Origin of the sequence: Paenarthrobacter sp. UW852 (assembly GCF_024608385.1) — a bacterium.
GTDB lineage: Bacteria > Actinomycetota > Actinomycetes > Actinomycetales > Micrococcaceae > Arthrobacter.
Genome location: NZ_JAMSGY010000003.1, coordinates 166,331 through 180,340, shown reverse-complemented (window position 1 = coordinate 180,340; position 14,010 = coordinate 166,331). Strand labels below are relative to the sequence as shown.

Genomic DNA, 14,010 nt, shown 5'->3' with positions numbered 1-14,010 from the left:
GTCGGGTGGCCTGGTCGGCTTGGCTAAGCTTGGAGCATGACTTCTGAAGCAACAGCCACACCCGTCATCCGCGCCGATGGCCGGACCCCCGACCAACTGCGCCCCATCAGCATCACCCGCGGCTGGTCCAAGCAGGCCGAGGGATCGGCGCTGATCGAGTTCGGCAACACCCGGGTCCTGTGCACGGCTTCGCTCACTGAGGGCGTGCCGCGCTGGCTCAAAGGAGAAGGCCGTGGCTGGGTCACTGCCGAGTACGCCATGCTTCCCCGTGCCACCAACACCCGATCCGACCGTGAGTCCGTGAAGGGCAAGATTGGTGGACGCACCCACGAGATCTCGCGCCTCATCGGCCGTTCGCTGCGCTCCATCATCGATACCAAGGCCCTGGGCGAGAACACTATCGTCCTGGACTGCGACGTCCTCCAGGCCGACGGCGGTACCCGTACGGCTGCGATCACCGGCGCCTACGTGGCCCTCGCGGAAGCCATCCGCTTCGCCCGGGAGAACAAGCTCATTGCCCGCAACGCCGAGCCCCTGGTGGACACCATCGCGGCCGTTTCTGTCGGCATCATCGACGGCGTCCCCATGCTGGACCTGCCCTACGTTGAAGACGTCCGCGCTGAGACCGACATGAATGTGGTGGTGACCGGTTCCGGCAAATTCGTTGAAGTGCAGGGCACCGCTGAGGGCGCACCCTTCGATCGCGACGAACTCAATGCCCTCCTGGACCTCGCCCTGCTGGGCACCACGCAGCTCTCGGCCATCCAGCGTGAAACGCTGGCGGAGGCTCCGTGAGCGCCGTAGAGCCGGGCGGACCCCGGCTGGTGCTGGCCACGCACAACAAGGGCAAGCTGAAAGAACTGCGTGAACTTCTTCGGGGCCAGGTGCCAGGGCTCGACGTCGACACCCAAGTGGTGGACGCCGCTGCGGCCGGCGCCCCGGATGTCGCCGAAACCGGTGTTACGTTCGCGGAGAACTCGCTGCTGAAGGCCCGCGCGGTGGCGGAAGCGACCGGCCTGGTGGCCATCGCCGACGACTCCGGCCTGGCAGTGGACGTACTGGGCGGAGCCCCCGGGATCTTCTCTGCACGCTGGTCGGGGCGGCACGGCGATGACATTGCCAACCTGAACCTTTTGTTGGCGCAGCTCTCGGACGTTCCCGATTCCTTCCGTGGCGCGGCCTTTGTCTGCGCTGCTGCGTTGGCGGCGCCCGGTGCCGATGGCATTGCCCATGAAACCGTAGAGTACGGCCAGTTGGAGGGGACCCTGCTGCGTGAACCCCGCGGCGAGGGTGGCTTTGGCTACGACCCCGTGCTGCAACCAGCCGGAATGGACCGCAGCTGCGCCGAACTCAGCTCCGAGGAAAAGAACGCCATCAGTCACCGGGGCCAGGCGTTCCGGGCATTGCTGCCCGCCATCGTGGACGCATTGTCAGAGCCGCAACTGAAGTAAGCCTGGACATGCGAAAACGAATGGCACCCCGCGCGGCGGGGTGCCATTCGTTTTTTGCTTGCTTGAGCGGAACGCCGGGCGGCCCTAGAGCTCGCCGGTCTTGCCGCCGTCGTGCTCGTCGATGAATTCCTCCACGGGATCGGTTCCCTGGGCGGCCGCCTTGCGTTTGGCGACGAATCCGCGGCCCACCTCGATGAGGATCGGAATAACGGAGATCAGGACGATGACGATGAAGATAATGTCGATGTTCTTGCCGACCCATTCGAACTGGCCAAGCCATGCACCGAGCAGGGTAACTCCGCCGCCCCACAGGACGGCGCCGATGACGTTGAAGAGGAAGAACTTGCGCTTGTCCATCTGGGCCACGCCCACGATGACCGGAACGAAGGTGCGGATAATCGGCACGAACCTGGCCAGGATCAACGCCTTGCCGCCGTGCTTCTCGAAGAATGCGTGGGCGCTTTCGACGTTTTCCCTCTTGAACAGCCTGGAATCGGGCTTGTTGAAGATCGCGGGGCCGGCTTTCGCTCCGATGAGGTAGCCGGTCTGGTTACCCAGGATGGCCGAGACGATGATCAGGCCACACATGCCCCACAGGTTGAACTCAATGGCGCCTGTCGACACCAGCAACCCGGCTGTGAAGAGCATGGAGTCGCCGGGCAGGAAGAAGCCCACCAGCAACCCGGTCTCAGCGAAGACGATGGCGCAGACCAGAAGAACCACCCAGGGTCCCAGCGGTGAATCGCGCAGGAAGACGTCGGGGTTCAGCCAGTCCGGCAGGAACGACGCCATGGCCGGCTGCACTGGGCCCGCGCCCCCGAAAGTGGATACGGCCATATCGCTTATCGCAGAAAAGATCACCCATTAAGCCTACTTGAAGCCGGTCCGCGGAAATTTCCGTAAGCCGCAACGGCTGCATGTCACCACAATCACCCATGCAATGGCCGCCCCGCCGTCCAAATCGGCGGGGGCGGACTTTTCCCGCTGTAATCTTGACCAGTGGCATTGGACTTTACGGCGATCGACTTTGAAACAGCCAACGGCTTCAGGGGCTCCCCGTGTTCAGTTGGACTCAGTAAGGTCCGCAACGGGGTTGTGGTGGAGGAAGCCTCATGGCTGATGCGCCCTCCGGAGAACCACGATCATTTCGAGTTCCACAACACGCGGATCCACGGTATCCGTGCTGAAGACGTCGCCGGGCGCCCACGGTTCGGGGACCTCTTCCCCGAGATCGGGGCATTCATCGGTGGGGACGTACTTGCCGCCCACAATGCGGCCTTTGACCTCGGCGTGATCCGCTCGGGCTTGGAAGTATCCGGGCTGCCCGGGCCTGCCTACCACTACGTCTGCACCGTCATGCTGTCGCGTCGATGCTATTCCTTGGTGTCCAATTCCCTGCCGTACGCGGCAGAGGAAGCCGGGGTCCCGCTGGTGAACCACCACGACGCAGCCGAGGACGCCCGCGCGTGCGCCGGCATCCTGGTGGACATTGCCCGGCGCAACAATGCCAACAGCATCGCCGAACTCTATCTTTCGCTGGGGCTGAACCTGCCCCATCAACCGGCGTTCGATCCCGCGTTGGGCTTGTCAAAAGCCACAGTCTCGGCGTTGGCCGCCAAGAACGGCAGTTCCCTGGAACGTGCCCTGGAAGGGGCCCTGGGCGTTCCAAGCGGCTGGTCGGCGTGGCCGGAGGAGGGCCCCAACCCGCTGCCCAACCCCGCGGCCGAGCCGGGACACCCGCTCTTCGGCCAAACAGTGGTATTCACCGGTGATCTTGCCATTACACGGCCGGAAGCCAAGTCCCGGGCCGCGGACATGGGGGCCCGCCCCGAAAGCCGTGTGACTGCCCGGACCACGGTGCTGATTGTCGGAGACGGTTTTGTTGCCGGGGACCTCCGCGCCGGCCGGCTCACGGGCAAGGCAAAGCGGGTCCTTGAGCTCCACGCCAAGGGCCAACAGATCGAGGTAGTCTCCGAGGGTGAGTTCCTGCAGATGGTGGGCGGAGCCTGACCGCCAAACGGTCACACTGCGCAACATTGCTTCCCGTCCGTGCAGCAGCGCTCCTAGCCTTGGTTCATGACCAAGCCAAGCTTTCCCCAAGCGCCGGCCCGCCAAGCTGCGGACACTCCCGTTAGCGGTGGGATTGATTGGCGCGCAGTGTTTGCCTTTCCCAATCCCGTCAACGAGTACGCCGCCCGGATTACGGCTGGGCTTGTGGTGGTGCTCGCTGTCGTGACGTTGGTGACCGGCTGGGGCTGGGGGTTGGTTGCCCTCGCCGCAGGTTTCTGGCTCCGCGTGCTTTTTGGTCCGCGGATTTCCCCGCTGGCCCTGCTGTCCGTCAAGGTCCTGGCTCCGCGGATAGGGCACGCCAAGCTGGTCGCCGGTCCCCCCAAGCGCTTCGCGCAAGGTATCGGGGCCGCGTTGACGAGCGCCGCCGTCGTCCTGTTCTTCGCTGGCTTCCAGCCAGCTGCCTGGATTTTGCTCGCTTTGCTGATCGTTGCGGCCTCGCTGGAGGCATTCGCCGGTTTCTGCCTGGGGTGTGCAATCTTCGGTTTCCTGCAGCGCCGTGGCCTCATTCCGGAGGACGTGTGCGAGGCCTGCAACAACATCACGCTTCGCAGAACCTAGCCCCTGCCTTCAGCCGGTGGTGACGGCGAGGAGACGGTCGGCCATACCGCGGATGACCTCCGGTGCTTCCAATGCCTCCAGCCAATCCGCGGGCAGGCACCTCTCGCCGTAGTATGCGCCGAGGATGTTGCCCGCGATCGATCCGGTCGAGTCACTGTCACCGCTGTGATTAATGGCGACGCCGATTGCGTTGCGGAAATGTTCTGCCGGCTCGCTGCCACCTGTGGACAGGACGGCGTACAGCCCGACGGCGAGTGCTTCCTCAGCCACCCATCCCTCACCGAGCTCCGCGGTCAGTTCTTCCGGGCCCAGCGTGGTGGATTCCGCGGACAGTCGCAGGGCCGCGTTCAGCCTTTCACCGAGCTCGGGTGCCTTGGTGGGAACGGCGCTGACGTACTCAAGGGCGTCGACGGCGGCAGTATGGACGTCGCTGCCTGCCACGATGTTGTGGATCAACAGGCTGAAGGCGGCCGCACTGAGCCGTGCCGAGGGATGTCCGTGGGTCAACGAGGCGGCGTCGGAGCTGAGCTTGTAGACCGCTTCACGGGAGATGTGGGGGATGAGCCCGAACGGGGCTGAGCGCATCACTGTGCCGCATCCTTTGGAGTCCGGGTTGACGGGCCGGGCTACTGTTCCCATGTCGCCGGTTGCCAAGCCGCTGAGGCAGGCGTTGCCGGGCGCGCGGCGATGCTTCAGCACGTCCTGGGAGTCAATCCACCGGGGCTGCGGCGCTGGAGCGGAGGACGAAACGGCGACATCCTGGGTCGCAAGCCAACGCAGGTAAGCGAGCCAGAGGCAGGCGATCTCGTCCGCAGCTACACCGTCGTTCGCCCATTCGAGGGCTTCTACGAGCCCGTCAACCGTATACAGCGTCATCTGGGTGTCGTCCGAAAAGTGGCTGCCGCCGTCGAGCTGCGTGAACGAGGTCAGGCCGTTCGGCCCAAACCGTGCGCGAATGGCGGCAAGGGAATCGAACTCCACCTCGTAACCCAGGGAATCACCCAACGCCCCTCCCAAAAGTGACCCGTAAACCCGGGATTCGAAGGACGGAACGGCGGGGGAGGAAGCGTCAACACTCATGCCAGTAACTTACCGTGCCCGCAGGCCCCCGCTGATATGGTGGGGAAGCTGCCGGCACCGATGAAACCCTGGAGAGACAACGTGCGTGAACCTGCTTGGCGACGGACCGGAAAGACACCTGACTACCGGTTTTCGCTGGCCAACGAACGTACCTTCCTGGCATGGATCCGCACATCCCTGGCGCTGCTCGCGGGTGCGGTAGCGGTTGACCAACTGGCCCCCAACATCGCCCCTACGCCGGTGCGCTTGGTTCTGTGTGTACTGTTGGCGCTTGTCGGGGCCGGGCTGGCCGCCTTGTCGTATCGTCGCTGGGGTCAGATGGAAGCCGCGATGCGCAATGACCAGGCCCTCCCTTTCTCCCGGGTGATGCTGTTCATGACCATCGTGGTGGCCGTAGCCGCCTTCGCCTTCGCCGTGTTGATCCTCGTGGCGCGTTGAGTATGGTCGGATCGAAAAGGACGGAACCGTGAGCGTGGAAGTCCGGGATCCTGGCCTGCAACCCGAACGCACCACGCTGGCATGGCGACGCACACTGATTTCGCTGGTGGTGGTGGACCTTTTCATCTGGCGAAGCTGGCTGACATCGGAGCCCGCCGCCGGCAACGTCGTCGCCGGCCTGCCAGGGCTGGACTACCAAGGGCTTTGCGCTCTCATGGCCGCAGCGGCCACGGTAGTCCTCGCCGCAGTGGTGTGGGTCCGCTCACGCCAGCTCCAGGCTGGCAGCCAGGCGGCATCGGCACGGTTGGTCCTGGTCAGCACGCTGGCAGTGGTGGGCCTCGGGGGCACGGCCATCGCAGCGATAGCCTTGGGCGGATAAGCTCGGAGGCGGGATTCAGCAACTGCCCAGATTCGGCTGGCAAGATGCTCAAGGACTCCGGACGTTCCGGGCGAACCATGGGCACGCCACCGTGCAGCGCGATCCGCGGCAGGCCATACCGGCCTGCACACCAACCGTAAGGACAACTTCGTCATGACCTCTCCTGTGCACGCCACCTCCGATCCCCAACCGGGACTCATCGCCCGGCTGTCGGCTGAAGCTTTGGGCTCCATGTTCGTCGTGCTGGTTGCGGTCGGTGTCTCGATCTTCTCCAACCCTTCCGGTGCCCCGCTGCCTGCAGCATTGGCAACCGGCCTGACGGTTACCGTGGCGATGCTGGCTTTCGGGTACGTTTCCGGTGGCCACTTCAACCCGGTGATCACCTTGGGCAACCTGATTGCGGGCCGCATCCGCGCGGTGGCCGCGATCGCATACATCGTGGCCCAGGTGATTGGCAGTGTTGTGGGTGCCGCCCTTGCATACTGCGTGGTGCTGACCGTTCCCGTGCTGACGGACGCCCGCGCAGCCTTCGGCTCTGTGGCTGCCGGTTATGGTGAACACGCCGCTGCACAAACCCAGATGGCCGGGGTCCTGCTCGTTGAGGTTATCGGTTCGGCACTGCTGGTCGCCGTGTTCCTTGGGGCCACCTCCGGCCGCCGCGCACTTCCTGCAGTGGCACCTTTCGCAGTAGGACTCGCCACGGCTGTCCTGCTCCAGTTTGGACAGGTCCTGGGCAACCTTCCGTTCAACCCTGCACGTGCCACAGGGCAGGCGTTCTTCAGCCCCTCCTGGGCATTGGACGGTTTGTGGCTCTTCTGGGTGGCTCCCTTGATGGGTGCCGCGCTCGCCGGTCTGGCATTCAGGGGTTTTCAGGGTTTCTCTGCCGGCAACCGGGGTGCCGAAGCAAGCTCCGTGCTCGCAGATGGCGGCGTCAACGATTCCTTCGACGCGGAGGCGGACCCCACCGAGGACGTTGCAGTGACCCGTGAGGCGAAGGGCAGCCAGGATGAAGGCAGCACATCGGCCCGTCCGGCTCCTGCTGCTCCCGTCGCCGACGATGACGCACGCGACTTTTTCGAGGGCAAGAAAGGCTAGCAGCCGGACAGGATCGACGGCGGTCGGCTCGCCTCCGCTTTAATGTCGGTGCTCCCGGATAACTTGAGAATATGCGGTTACTCCATACTTCCGATTGGCATCTTGGCCGGTCTTTCCATGGCGTTGGGATGCTTGAAGCCCAGCGCAACTTCGTGGACCAGCTGGTGTCTTTCGTCGAAGCCAGGTCCGTTGACGTTGTCCTGATTGCCGGTGACGTCTATGACCGCGCGCTGCCTGGATTGGATGTCGTCAAGCTGCTTGATGAGGCTTTGGTGCGCATTACCCAGGCGGGGGCAAATGTTGTGCTGACCAGCGGCAACCACGACTCGGCGATCAGGCTGGGCTTCGCCTCACGGTTGCTGGAACGTGGGGGAGTGCATTTGCGGACCCGGATCGAGGACCTGGACGTACCGGTCATGTTGCCTGCACGTACGGACGGCCAAGGAAACCCTGCGACAGTGGCCATTTACGGCATTCCGTTCCTTGAACCGCGGCTCGTGGCTGAGCGGTTGGAGGCCCCCAGCGCCACCCACTTTGAGGTCACGCTCGCTGCGGTGGAGCGCATCAAGGCCGACGTTGCACAACGCCGCGTTTCCGGGCCAGTTCATCCGGTGGTCCTGGCCCATACTTTCGCCAGCGGCGGTATCACCTCGGAGAGTGAGCGGGACCTGAGTATCGGCGGCCTGGGCGCAGTCCCGTTGGATCTCTTCGAGGATTTCACGTATACCGCGCTCGGTCATCTCCATGGCCGCCAGGAGCTGGCACCCCACGTCCGCTACTCCGGTTCACCTTTGGCCTACTCGTTTTCGGAGGCCACGCACCACAAGGGCGCCTGGCTGGTGGAGATCGGTGCCGATGGCGTGCCGGACGTCCAGGAAGTCCTATGGGAGGCCCCACGGACACTCGCCGTGTTGAGGGGAAAGCTCGATGACCTGCTGGGGTCCGCGGAGCATGCGTGGGCGGAAGCTGCGTACTGCCACATCACGTTGACGGACGCCCAGCGACCCGCCCAAGCCATGGAGACGCTGCGCAGCCGTTTTCCAGACACCCTGGTCCTGGCATTCGACCCCGAAGGCGTCGAAGCCCGGTCCAAGACCAGCTACAGCACCCGGCTTGCCGAGGCTGAGGACGACCTCGGAGTATGTTGCGGCTTCCTGGACCATGTCCGCGGCCGTACCGCAGGCGAGGCCGAAGAAACTGCGCTGCGGGAAGCCCTTGAGGCCGTTCGGCTGGAGGAAGCGGAGCTGTGAGAATCCACCGCCTGGACATCGAAGCGTTCGGTCCGTTTGCGACCCCGCAGCACATCGACTTCGACCAGTTGAGCTCCCAGGGACTCTTCCTGCTCAATGGCCCCACCGGGGCCGGCAAGACGAGCATCCTGGATGCCATCTGTTTCGCCCTGTACGGATCTGTGCCCGGCGCCCGCCAGGAAGGTAAGCGGCTTCGCAGCGACCACGCGGCACCGGGGGCCGAACCGCGCGTGGTCTGCGAATTCACAGCCCGTGGCAGGCGTTTCGAGGTAAGCCGTTCTCCGGCATGGGAACGACCCAGCGCCCGTGGCCGCAAGGGGTTCACAACCCAGCAGGCCAAGACGCTTCTCCGGGAACGCATCGGGGGCACATGGGAGGAAAAGTCATCCAGGAATGACGAGGTAGGTGCCGAGCTCTCCGACGTCCTGGGGATGGACCGGGACCAGTTCACCCGTGTAGTGATGCTCCCCCAAGGGGACTTCGCAGCCTTCTTGAGGTCAAAGGCCGGCGACCGCCTGGACCTCCTCCAGAAACTCTTCGGTACTCAGCGGTTCGAGGCCGTCGAACAGCAACTCGCCCAGCAAGCGGCGGCAGCAGCCAAAGAGGTTGGGGAGAACGCATCGGGGCTCCAGATGCTGCTGGACAGGATTGCCTCAGAACAGGCACAGTTGGGTGTTTCCGGCGCCACGGGGGAGGACGCACCGGACGACCATGACGGGCCTGCCCTTACTGCTGGAGAGACACCCCAGGCTGACAACGAGGACCCTGAGGCGTGGCTCCAAGTTGTCGAAGAAGACGTTGAGGCCGAACGGAAACGCCGGGAGGCCGCGGCCACCGAAGCGGAAACGCGATCCGTCCGGTATGCCGAGGAATTCAAGGAAGCCGAGGAGAAGTCACTGCGGCATGCCCGCCTCGCTGCCGCCTTGCAGCGGAAGATCGTGGCTGAATTGGCGGCACCCCGGGCGCTTGAGAACAGGGAAGCGTTGGCCAAACACCGTCGTGCTGCCGTTCTCAGCGGCCAGCTCGACGCTGTTGGAACTGCGGCCCGAAAGGTCGATGCCGCTGTTGAACGGGTGGCAAAGGCTCGCGGCAAACTGGCTGCGGCGGGCGTGGCGACCGAAGATCCCACAGTGGCCCTGGATAAAGCGAAGGCGTCGCATGCGGTACTCCAGGCCCGGCTGCCGGACGAGCAACGCATGGAGGAAATCGCCGGACGCCTCGCTGCCAAGCGGACTGAAGAGACAACCCAGCTGGCTGCGGCGGCCAAAGCAACGTCCTTGCTGGCTCAATTACGCGAGGAAGCCTCGACGTTGGAGTCACGGATTGAGCCGCTGGAACCTCTCGCTGCCCACCTCGCAGACCGGGAACGGGACGCCGCGTCAGCAGCCGAATTGGTAGGCATCGTAGCCCGCTACTCCACCGCAGCACACGAACTCGACACCCTCAACGGCCAACACCTCCAAGCACGGTCAGCGTCGCAGGATCTTCGTCAGCGCTGGCTTGATGTCCGCGAGCTCCGCCTCGCCAACGCCGCAGGGGAGCTTGCCGCGGCGTTGGAGAACGGGAAACCGTGCGCCGTCTGCGGCAGTGCCGACCATCCGCAGCCCGCGGCAGCTGCGCGCTCGGCCCTGTCTCTGGCCCAGGACGAGGAAGAAGCCAGGCAGCTTTTTGAGGGCAGCGAGAAAGCCCTGGCAGAGTTGGCCGGGCACGTTTCCGCTGCGGCCCAGGTTGTCGCCGGTTTGGCGGCCCAAGGCGGTTCACTTGACCTCGCCGAGGCTAAGGCCAGCCTTGTGGCGGCTGAGGCTGCTGCGCTGGAAGCCCGGAAGGCGTCCACCTTGCTGGCGGAGATGCGGGGCGAGCATGAGACCCTCAGCAAACGAGTGGCACAAGTGCAGGAAGAACACTCCGCGTCAGTCGGCGCGGCAGCGCAGGCGGCCTCGAGTGTCCAGCTTCTGCAGGAGCAATGCGATGCGCTGACAGCCGAACTGGAAGGTCTAAGGGGGGATTTCCCCAGCCTGCGTGAACGTCTGGAAGCGCTGTCCAGGGAAAGTGCGCTCCTTCAGGAGGCTGTCGATGGGGAGCAGGAGCTGGAGGGCGCCCGGCATGTCATGAGCGAGGCCGCGGCCGCACTGGAACGCGCGCTGCCCGAATCCGGGTTTGCCACCGCTGAAGAAGCCCGTCGCGAGTTGCTGTCTCCCGCCGACGTCGTTGGACTCGAGCAGGACCTCGCCGATTTCGACGCCGAAGCAGCAAAGTTGGACGAGCTGTTTGCCAGCGAGGACCTGGTCCTGGCTGGCAAGGAAGCCAGCATCGGCGAACTGCCTATGCCTGAATCCGAACGCGCGGAAGCACGGCTTCGTGCTGCCAAGGCCGCAGAGGATGCCCGGTCTGCTGCCCTGGCCGCAGGGCTCGCGGGCAAGTCGGTTGACGCCATTCGCCGCTACCGGGCGGAGTACCGTTCCCTTGCCCAGGCCGCTGAAGAACCGCGCAGGAAGGCCCGCGTGCTTGCCGGGCTGGCTGAAACAGTCCGGGGAGCCGGGGAGAACAGTTACCGGATGAGCTTGAATACCTATGTTCTCGCTGCTCGTTTGGAGCAGGTGGCCGCTGCCGCTTCCGAAAGGCTTGTTGCCATGAGTGATGGCCGGTATACCTTGCAGCACACCGATGCCAAGGCTGCGCGGGGCGCGAAGTCCGGCCTTGGGTTGGAAGTAGTCGACGAATGGACCGGCCAACATCGTGACACGTCCACGCTCTCGGGCGGTGAATCCTTCATGGCCTCCCTGTCCCTGGCGTTGGGGCTCGCGGATGTCGTCCAGCATGAGGCAGGTGGAGTGGACATTGAAACGCTCTTCGTCGACGAAGGCTTCGGCAGCCTGGACGAGCAAGCGCTCGAGCAGGTCATGGACGCTTTGGAAGGACTACGCGACGGCGGCCGGGTCGTCGGACTGGTCAGCCACGTTGCGGAGATGAAGCAGCGCATCACCAGCCAGCTCCAGGTGGTCAAGGGGCGCCATGGGTCCAGTGTGCGGATTGCCGAGGTAGTTCCCTCATGACCCATATCCGATAGACTTACCCCGTTACACCGGGTCGCGCGCATCGGGAGGAGGGACGATGCGCACCTTTTAGCGAACCCGGATTAATGGAAAAATCTTCTGTGGCCTCCGAGCCCTTGTCATTGGCGCCAGCACGTCCCTCACGCCTGCCAGGCCGTTTCGCCCGGCTTCCCGAACTGGCTGGACCCGGCTTCCTGCCTTTGGGTCTTTTCGCCAGGCTCCCCTTGGCCATGCTTACCGTGGGTACCTTGACCTTGGTGACAGCCGTCAGCCATTCGTACGCGATCGGCGGGATGGCAGCCGGAGCCGTAGGCATCGGCTCTGCACTGGGTGCTCCGGTCCTGGGCTCCCTGGCTGACCGCGCCGGCCAACGCATCGTGCTTGTCGTTGCGGCCATCGTCAACACCTTGGCCGTTGCCGGACTGCTTGCTGCGGCCTACCTCACTCCCGGCTACGAATCGGCGGCTGACGCGATCGCCGTCCTTGTCGCCGCGTTCCTGGCCGGGGCGAGCTGTCCCCAGGTAGGTCCCATGGCAAGGGTCCGCTGGATGGCGCTGACCACACGCAACCTGTCGCCTGCGGCAGGCAGCCGGGGCAGGAGCGTCGCGGCCAACCGGGCCGACCTGGATACCGCCCTGTCCTACGAGGGCACCGCGGACGAAATCACTTTCGTCCTTGGTCCCGCCTTGGTGGGCGTCCTGGCGAGCATCGTAGCCCCTTGGCTGCCCCTTGCCCTGGCTGCTGTCATGACCATCACCCTCGTTCCTGCTTTTGCCGTCCATCCCAGCCAACAAGCTGTGGTGCCGGCCCCACGAAAGGCGCGCACCGGCGGCGTGCCCGCCGCAGGGCAAAACGGCGGAGCGAAACCACAGCGGCGTCACCGCTGGGCCGGTGCCGTGGTTGCCGTTCCGGTCCTGGCCATGGTCTGCATGGGCACCTTTTTCGGCGCGACCCAGAACGCTTTGAGCGCGTTCTCGGCGCAATACGCGACAGCCGAGATCGCCGGGCTTCTGTACGCGGTCATGGGCATGAGCTCAGCGGTTGCGGCGTTGTCTGTCGCTTTCTGGCCGCAACGGTTCAGCTTGGCTGCGCGCTGGGTAGCCGCTGCCCTGGCGATGTCGGTGTTGTCGTTGCTGTTGCTGCTCCCGGCCGGAATCTGGCCCATGGTCCTGGTGCTGCTGGTCCTTGGCATTCCTGTGGGACCGGTCATGGTCACCGTCTTCAGCATCGGTGGCCTGGTGGCGCCTGCCGGCCGGATGGCAACCGTGATGACGGCGCTGGCCAGCGGAATAGTAGCGGGTACCGCACTGGGCTCCTACCTGGCCGGGCAATTGGCCCAAACCCAGGGCTCCGGGGCGGCGTTCGTGGTTTCCATGGGCGCAGCAGCAGGACTCTTCATGCTGGGCGTCGTCACGTTCCTGGTGATGAAGCGTCGGCCCCAGGGTTGACCTTCCAAGCCCCGACGTTAGGGCTGGTCACGCTCCGGCATTGCGGTAGCCGGTGGGGGAGTTGCCGAAAGCAGCCCTGAAGATGCGGCTGAAATGGGCTGCGTCAGTGAACCCCCACCGCGCTGCGATGGCCGTGACAGGGCGTTCTGCCAGCACCGGATCCATCAGGTCGCGGCGGCACCGCTCAAGACGCCGTTGCCGGATCGACGAAGCTACCGTGGTGCCGATCTCCTGGAAGAGGTCGTGCAGGTGGCGGGTGGAGATGTAGTGGGCTGCGGCGATGGTTCCGGGGGAGAGTCCGGGATCGCCGAGGTTGGCTTCGATGTAGTCGTGGATGCGGCCCAGCAACAGGAGGTGGGGATCGCGGCCCGTCTCGATCATTTGGTCGAGTTCGCCGTTAAAGAGCGTTGTCACCAGGTCCAGGGCATTGCGGACCAGCCGTAGGCCGTTGGTGCCGGACAGGGCTTCAAGGTTGTCGGCCAGTTTCACCAGGAAGGGGCTGATGAGTTCGCCGAGCCCCTCGTCACCGGGAATCCGCAAAGCTGTCACATGGCCCATGGCTTCGGCCGGCAAGTCCAGCAGGACGTGAGGGAACATCAGCACCAAAGTGCGGAAGTCGTCGTCGAACGTTAGCTGGTACGGGCGTGAGGTGTCGTAAATGGAGAGGTCGCCGGGGCGCAGCACGGCTTCGCGTTCGTCCTGCACCAGGCGACCGGACCCACTGAGCTGGATGCTGAGTTTGAAGAAGCGGCCGGTGGACTTGGCTATCAGCTCAGGAGTGCGGAGGACAGCATGGGGTCCGGCGGTGACTTCAACTACGGAGATCTGGCCAAGGACACGTGCCCGCATGGTTCCGTGGAAGGCTGAGTTGCGTGGGCCTTGGGCCAGCAATGGCACGAAGGACGCGGAGATTGCCCTGCTCCACTCCTGGAACGACTCCGCCACGATGGTTTCCACGGTTGCGGGGCCGGTTTCGGCCGCGACGGTCATCAAACTCCCTTTCAGAGGCCCGCGGTGCCGCTGCGAGTGGGCCGGGAGGGCCGGCACTGCGGGACGTGAGCTTGCCCACGATTCTACACCGGGGACCATGTGGCACTGTGCCTGCGTCCAGCGACAACGACCTTGCCGTGTGAGACAAGTCACGCGGTGGCACGGCGGTGGAAGATTGCGGAATGACAGACACCGTGC

General features: G+C 64.7%; 13 protein-coding genes. 10 read left to right on the top strand and 3 right to left on the bottom strand.

The genetic code is table 11. The features are described 5' to 3' along the window. Positions 1 to 36: 36 nt before the first annotated feature. Together rph and rdgB are read left to right on the top strand one after the other, a co-directional pair. Positions 37 to 795 carry a ribonuclease PH gene (gene rph / locus NEK97_RS07010; protein WP_011775233.1) on the top strand — a complete coding sequence of 253 codons (759 nt, stop codon included), beginning with the start codon at positions 37 to 39 and terminating at the stop codon, positions 793 to 795. Beyond that, the gene (rdgB, locus tag NEK97_RS07005; RefSeq protein ID WP_257369122.1) at positions 792 to 1,451 is read left to right on the top strand and encodes an RdgB/HAM1 family non-canonical purine NTP pyrophosphatase; all 660 of its coding nucleotides are present in this window, start codon (positions 792 to 794) and stop codon (positions 1,449 to 1,451) included. Before rph ends, rdgB begins: the two co-directional genes overlap by 4 nt. Before the next feature lie 84 nt (positions 1,452 to 1,535). On the opposite strand, the gene NEK97_RS07000 is transcribed toward rdgB, so the two are convergent. Beyond that, positions 1,536 to 2,297: a DedA family protein gene (locus NEK97_RS07000; protein WP_257369291.1), complete on the bottom strand. Its 762-nt coding sequence runs from the start codon at positions 2,295 to 2,297 to the stop codon at positions 1,536 to 1,538. A gap of 153 nt (positions 2,298 to 2,450) precedes the next feature. Between NEK97_RS07000 and NEK97_RS06995 the strand changes: the two genes are divergently transcribed. Together NEK97_RS06995 and NEK97_RS06990 are read left to right on the top strand one after the other, a co-directional pair. Further along, positions 2,451 to 3,461, top strand: a complete 1,011-nt coding sequence (locus NEK97_RS06995) for an exonuclease domain-containing protein (RefSeq protein WP_257369121.1) — start codon at positions 2,451 to 2,453, stop codon at positions 3,459 to 3,461. 66 nt (positions 3,462 to 3,527) lie between these two features. Further along, complete coding sequence (locus NEK97_RS06990; protein WP_257369120.1) at positions 3,528 to 4,079, top strand: DUF4395 domain-containing protein; 552 nt, start codon at positions 3,528 to 3,530, stop codon at positions 4,077 to 4,079. Between the two features lie 9 nt (positions 4,080 to 4,088). Here the strand turns inward: NEK97_RS06990 and NEK97_RS06985 are convergent, their stop codons facing one another. Then, positions 4,089 to 5,159, bottom strand: a complete 1,071-nt coding sequence (locus NEK97_RS06985; protein WP_257369119.1) for an ADP-ribosylglycohydrolase family protein — start codon at positions 5,157 to 5,159, stop codon at positions 4,089 to 4,091. An 81-nt stretch (positions 5,160 to 5,240) separates the two neighbouring features. Between NEK97_RS06985 and NEK97_RS06980 the strand changes: the two genes are divergently transcribed. The 6 genes from NEK97_RS06980 (at position 5,241) to NEK97_RS06955 (ending at position 12,822) form a co-directional block, all read left to right on the top strand. Continuing rightward, the gene (locus NEK97_RS06980) at positions 5,241 to 5,597 is read left to right on the top strand and encodes a YidH family protein (protein WP_175538584.1); all 357 of its coding nucleotides are present in this window, start codon (positions 5,241 to 5,243) and stop codon (positions 5,595 to 5,597) included. 28 nt (positions 5,598 to 5,625) lie between these two features. Next, positions 5,626 to 5,976 (top strand): DUF202 domain-containing protein, encoded by a 351-nt coding sequence (locus NEK97_RS06975; protein WP_257369118.1) that lies wholly within the window; start codon positions 5,626 to 5,628, stop codon positions 5,974 to 5,976. A gap of 153 nt (positions 5,977 to 6,129) precedes the next feature. Next, on the top strand, positions 6,130 to 7,071 hold the full coding sequence (locus NEK97_RS06970; RefSeq protein ID WP_257369117.1) for an MIP/aquaporin family protein: 942 nt from the start codon (positions 6,130 to 6,132) through the stop codon (positions 7,069 to 7,071). A gap of 71 nt (positions 7,072 to 7,142) precedes the next feature. After that, positions 7,143 to 8,321, top strand: a complete 1,179-nt coding sequence (locus NEK97_RS06965) for an exonuclease SbcCD subunit D (RefSeq protein ID WP_257369116.1) — start codon at positions 7,143 to 7,145, stop codon at positions 8,319 to 8,321. Continuing rightward, the gene (locus NEK97_RS06960; protein WP_257369115.1) at positions 8,318 to 11,374 is read left to right on the top strand and encodes an SMC family ATPase; all 3,057 of its coding nucleotides are present in this window, start codon (positions 8,318 to 8,320) and stop codon (positions 11,372 to 11,374) included. The genes NEK97_RS06965 and NEK97_RS06960 overlap by 4 nt, the downstream gene beginning before the upstream one ends. Positions 11,375 to 11,460: 86 nt before the next feature. Continuing rightward, entirely contained in the window at positions 11,461 to 12,822 is a 1,362-nt protein-coding gene (locus NEK97_RS06955; RefSeq protein ID WP_257369114.1) for an MFS transporter, read from the top strand. 27 nt (positions 12,823 to 12,849) lie between these two features. Here NEK97_RS06955 and NEK97_RS06950 read toward each other — a convergent pair whose 3' ends face one another. Beyond that, positions 12,850 to 13,812, bottom strand: coding sequence for a helix-turn-helix domain-containing protein (locus NEK97_RS06950; RefSeq protein ID WP_235521572.1), 963 nt, complete (start codon positions 13,810 to 13,812; stop codon positions 12,850 to 12,852). Between the last annotated feature and the right edge of the window lie 198 nt (positions 13,813 to 14,010).

Bases quoted from the DNA above. Each gene is read 5' to 3' on its own strand.
- rph (WP_011775233.1), top strand. From the start codon at position 37: ATGACTTCTGAAGCAACAGCCACACCCGTCATCCGCGCCGATGGCCGG.
- NEK97_RS06990 (WP_257369120.1), top strand. From the start codon at position 3,528: ATGACCAAGCCAAGCTTTCCCCAAGCGCCGGCCCGCCAAGCTGCGGAC.
- NEK97_RS06985 (WP_257369119.1), bottom strand. From the start codon at position 5,159: ATGAGTGTTGACGCTTCCTCCCCCGCCGTTCCGTCCTTCGAATCCCGG.
- NEK97_RS06970 (WP_257369117.1), top strand. From the start codon at position 6,130: ATGACCTCTCCTGTGCACGCCACCTCCGATCCCCAACCGGGACTCATC.
- NEK97_RS06965 (WP_257369116.1), top strand. From the start codon at position 7,143: ATGCGGTTACTCCATACTTCCGATTGGCATCTTGGCCGGTCTTTCCAT.
- NEK97_RS06955 (WP_257369114.1), top strand. From the start codon at position 11,461: ATGGAAAAATCTTCTGTGGCCTCCGAGCCCTTGTCATTGGCGCCAGCA.
- NEK97_RS06950 (WP_235521572.1), bottom strand. From the start codon at position 13,812: ATGACCGTCGCGGCCGAAACCGGCCCCGCAACCGTGGAAACCATCGTG.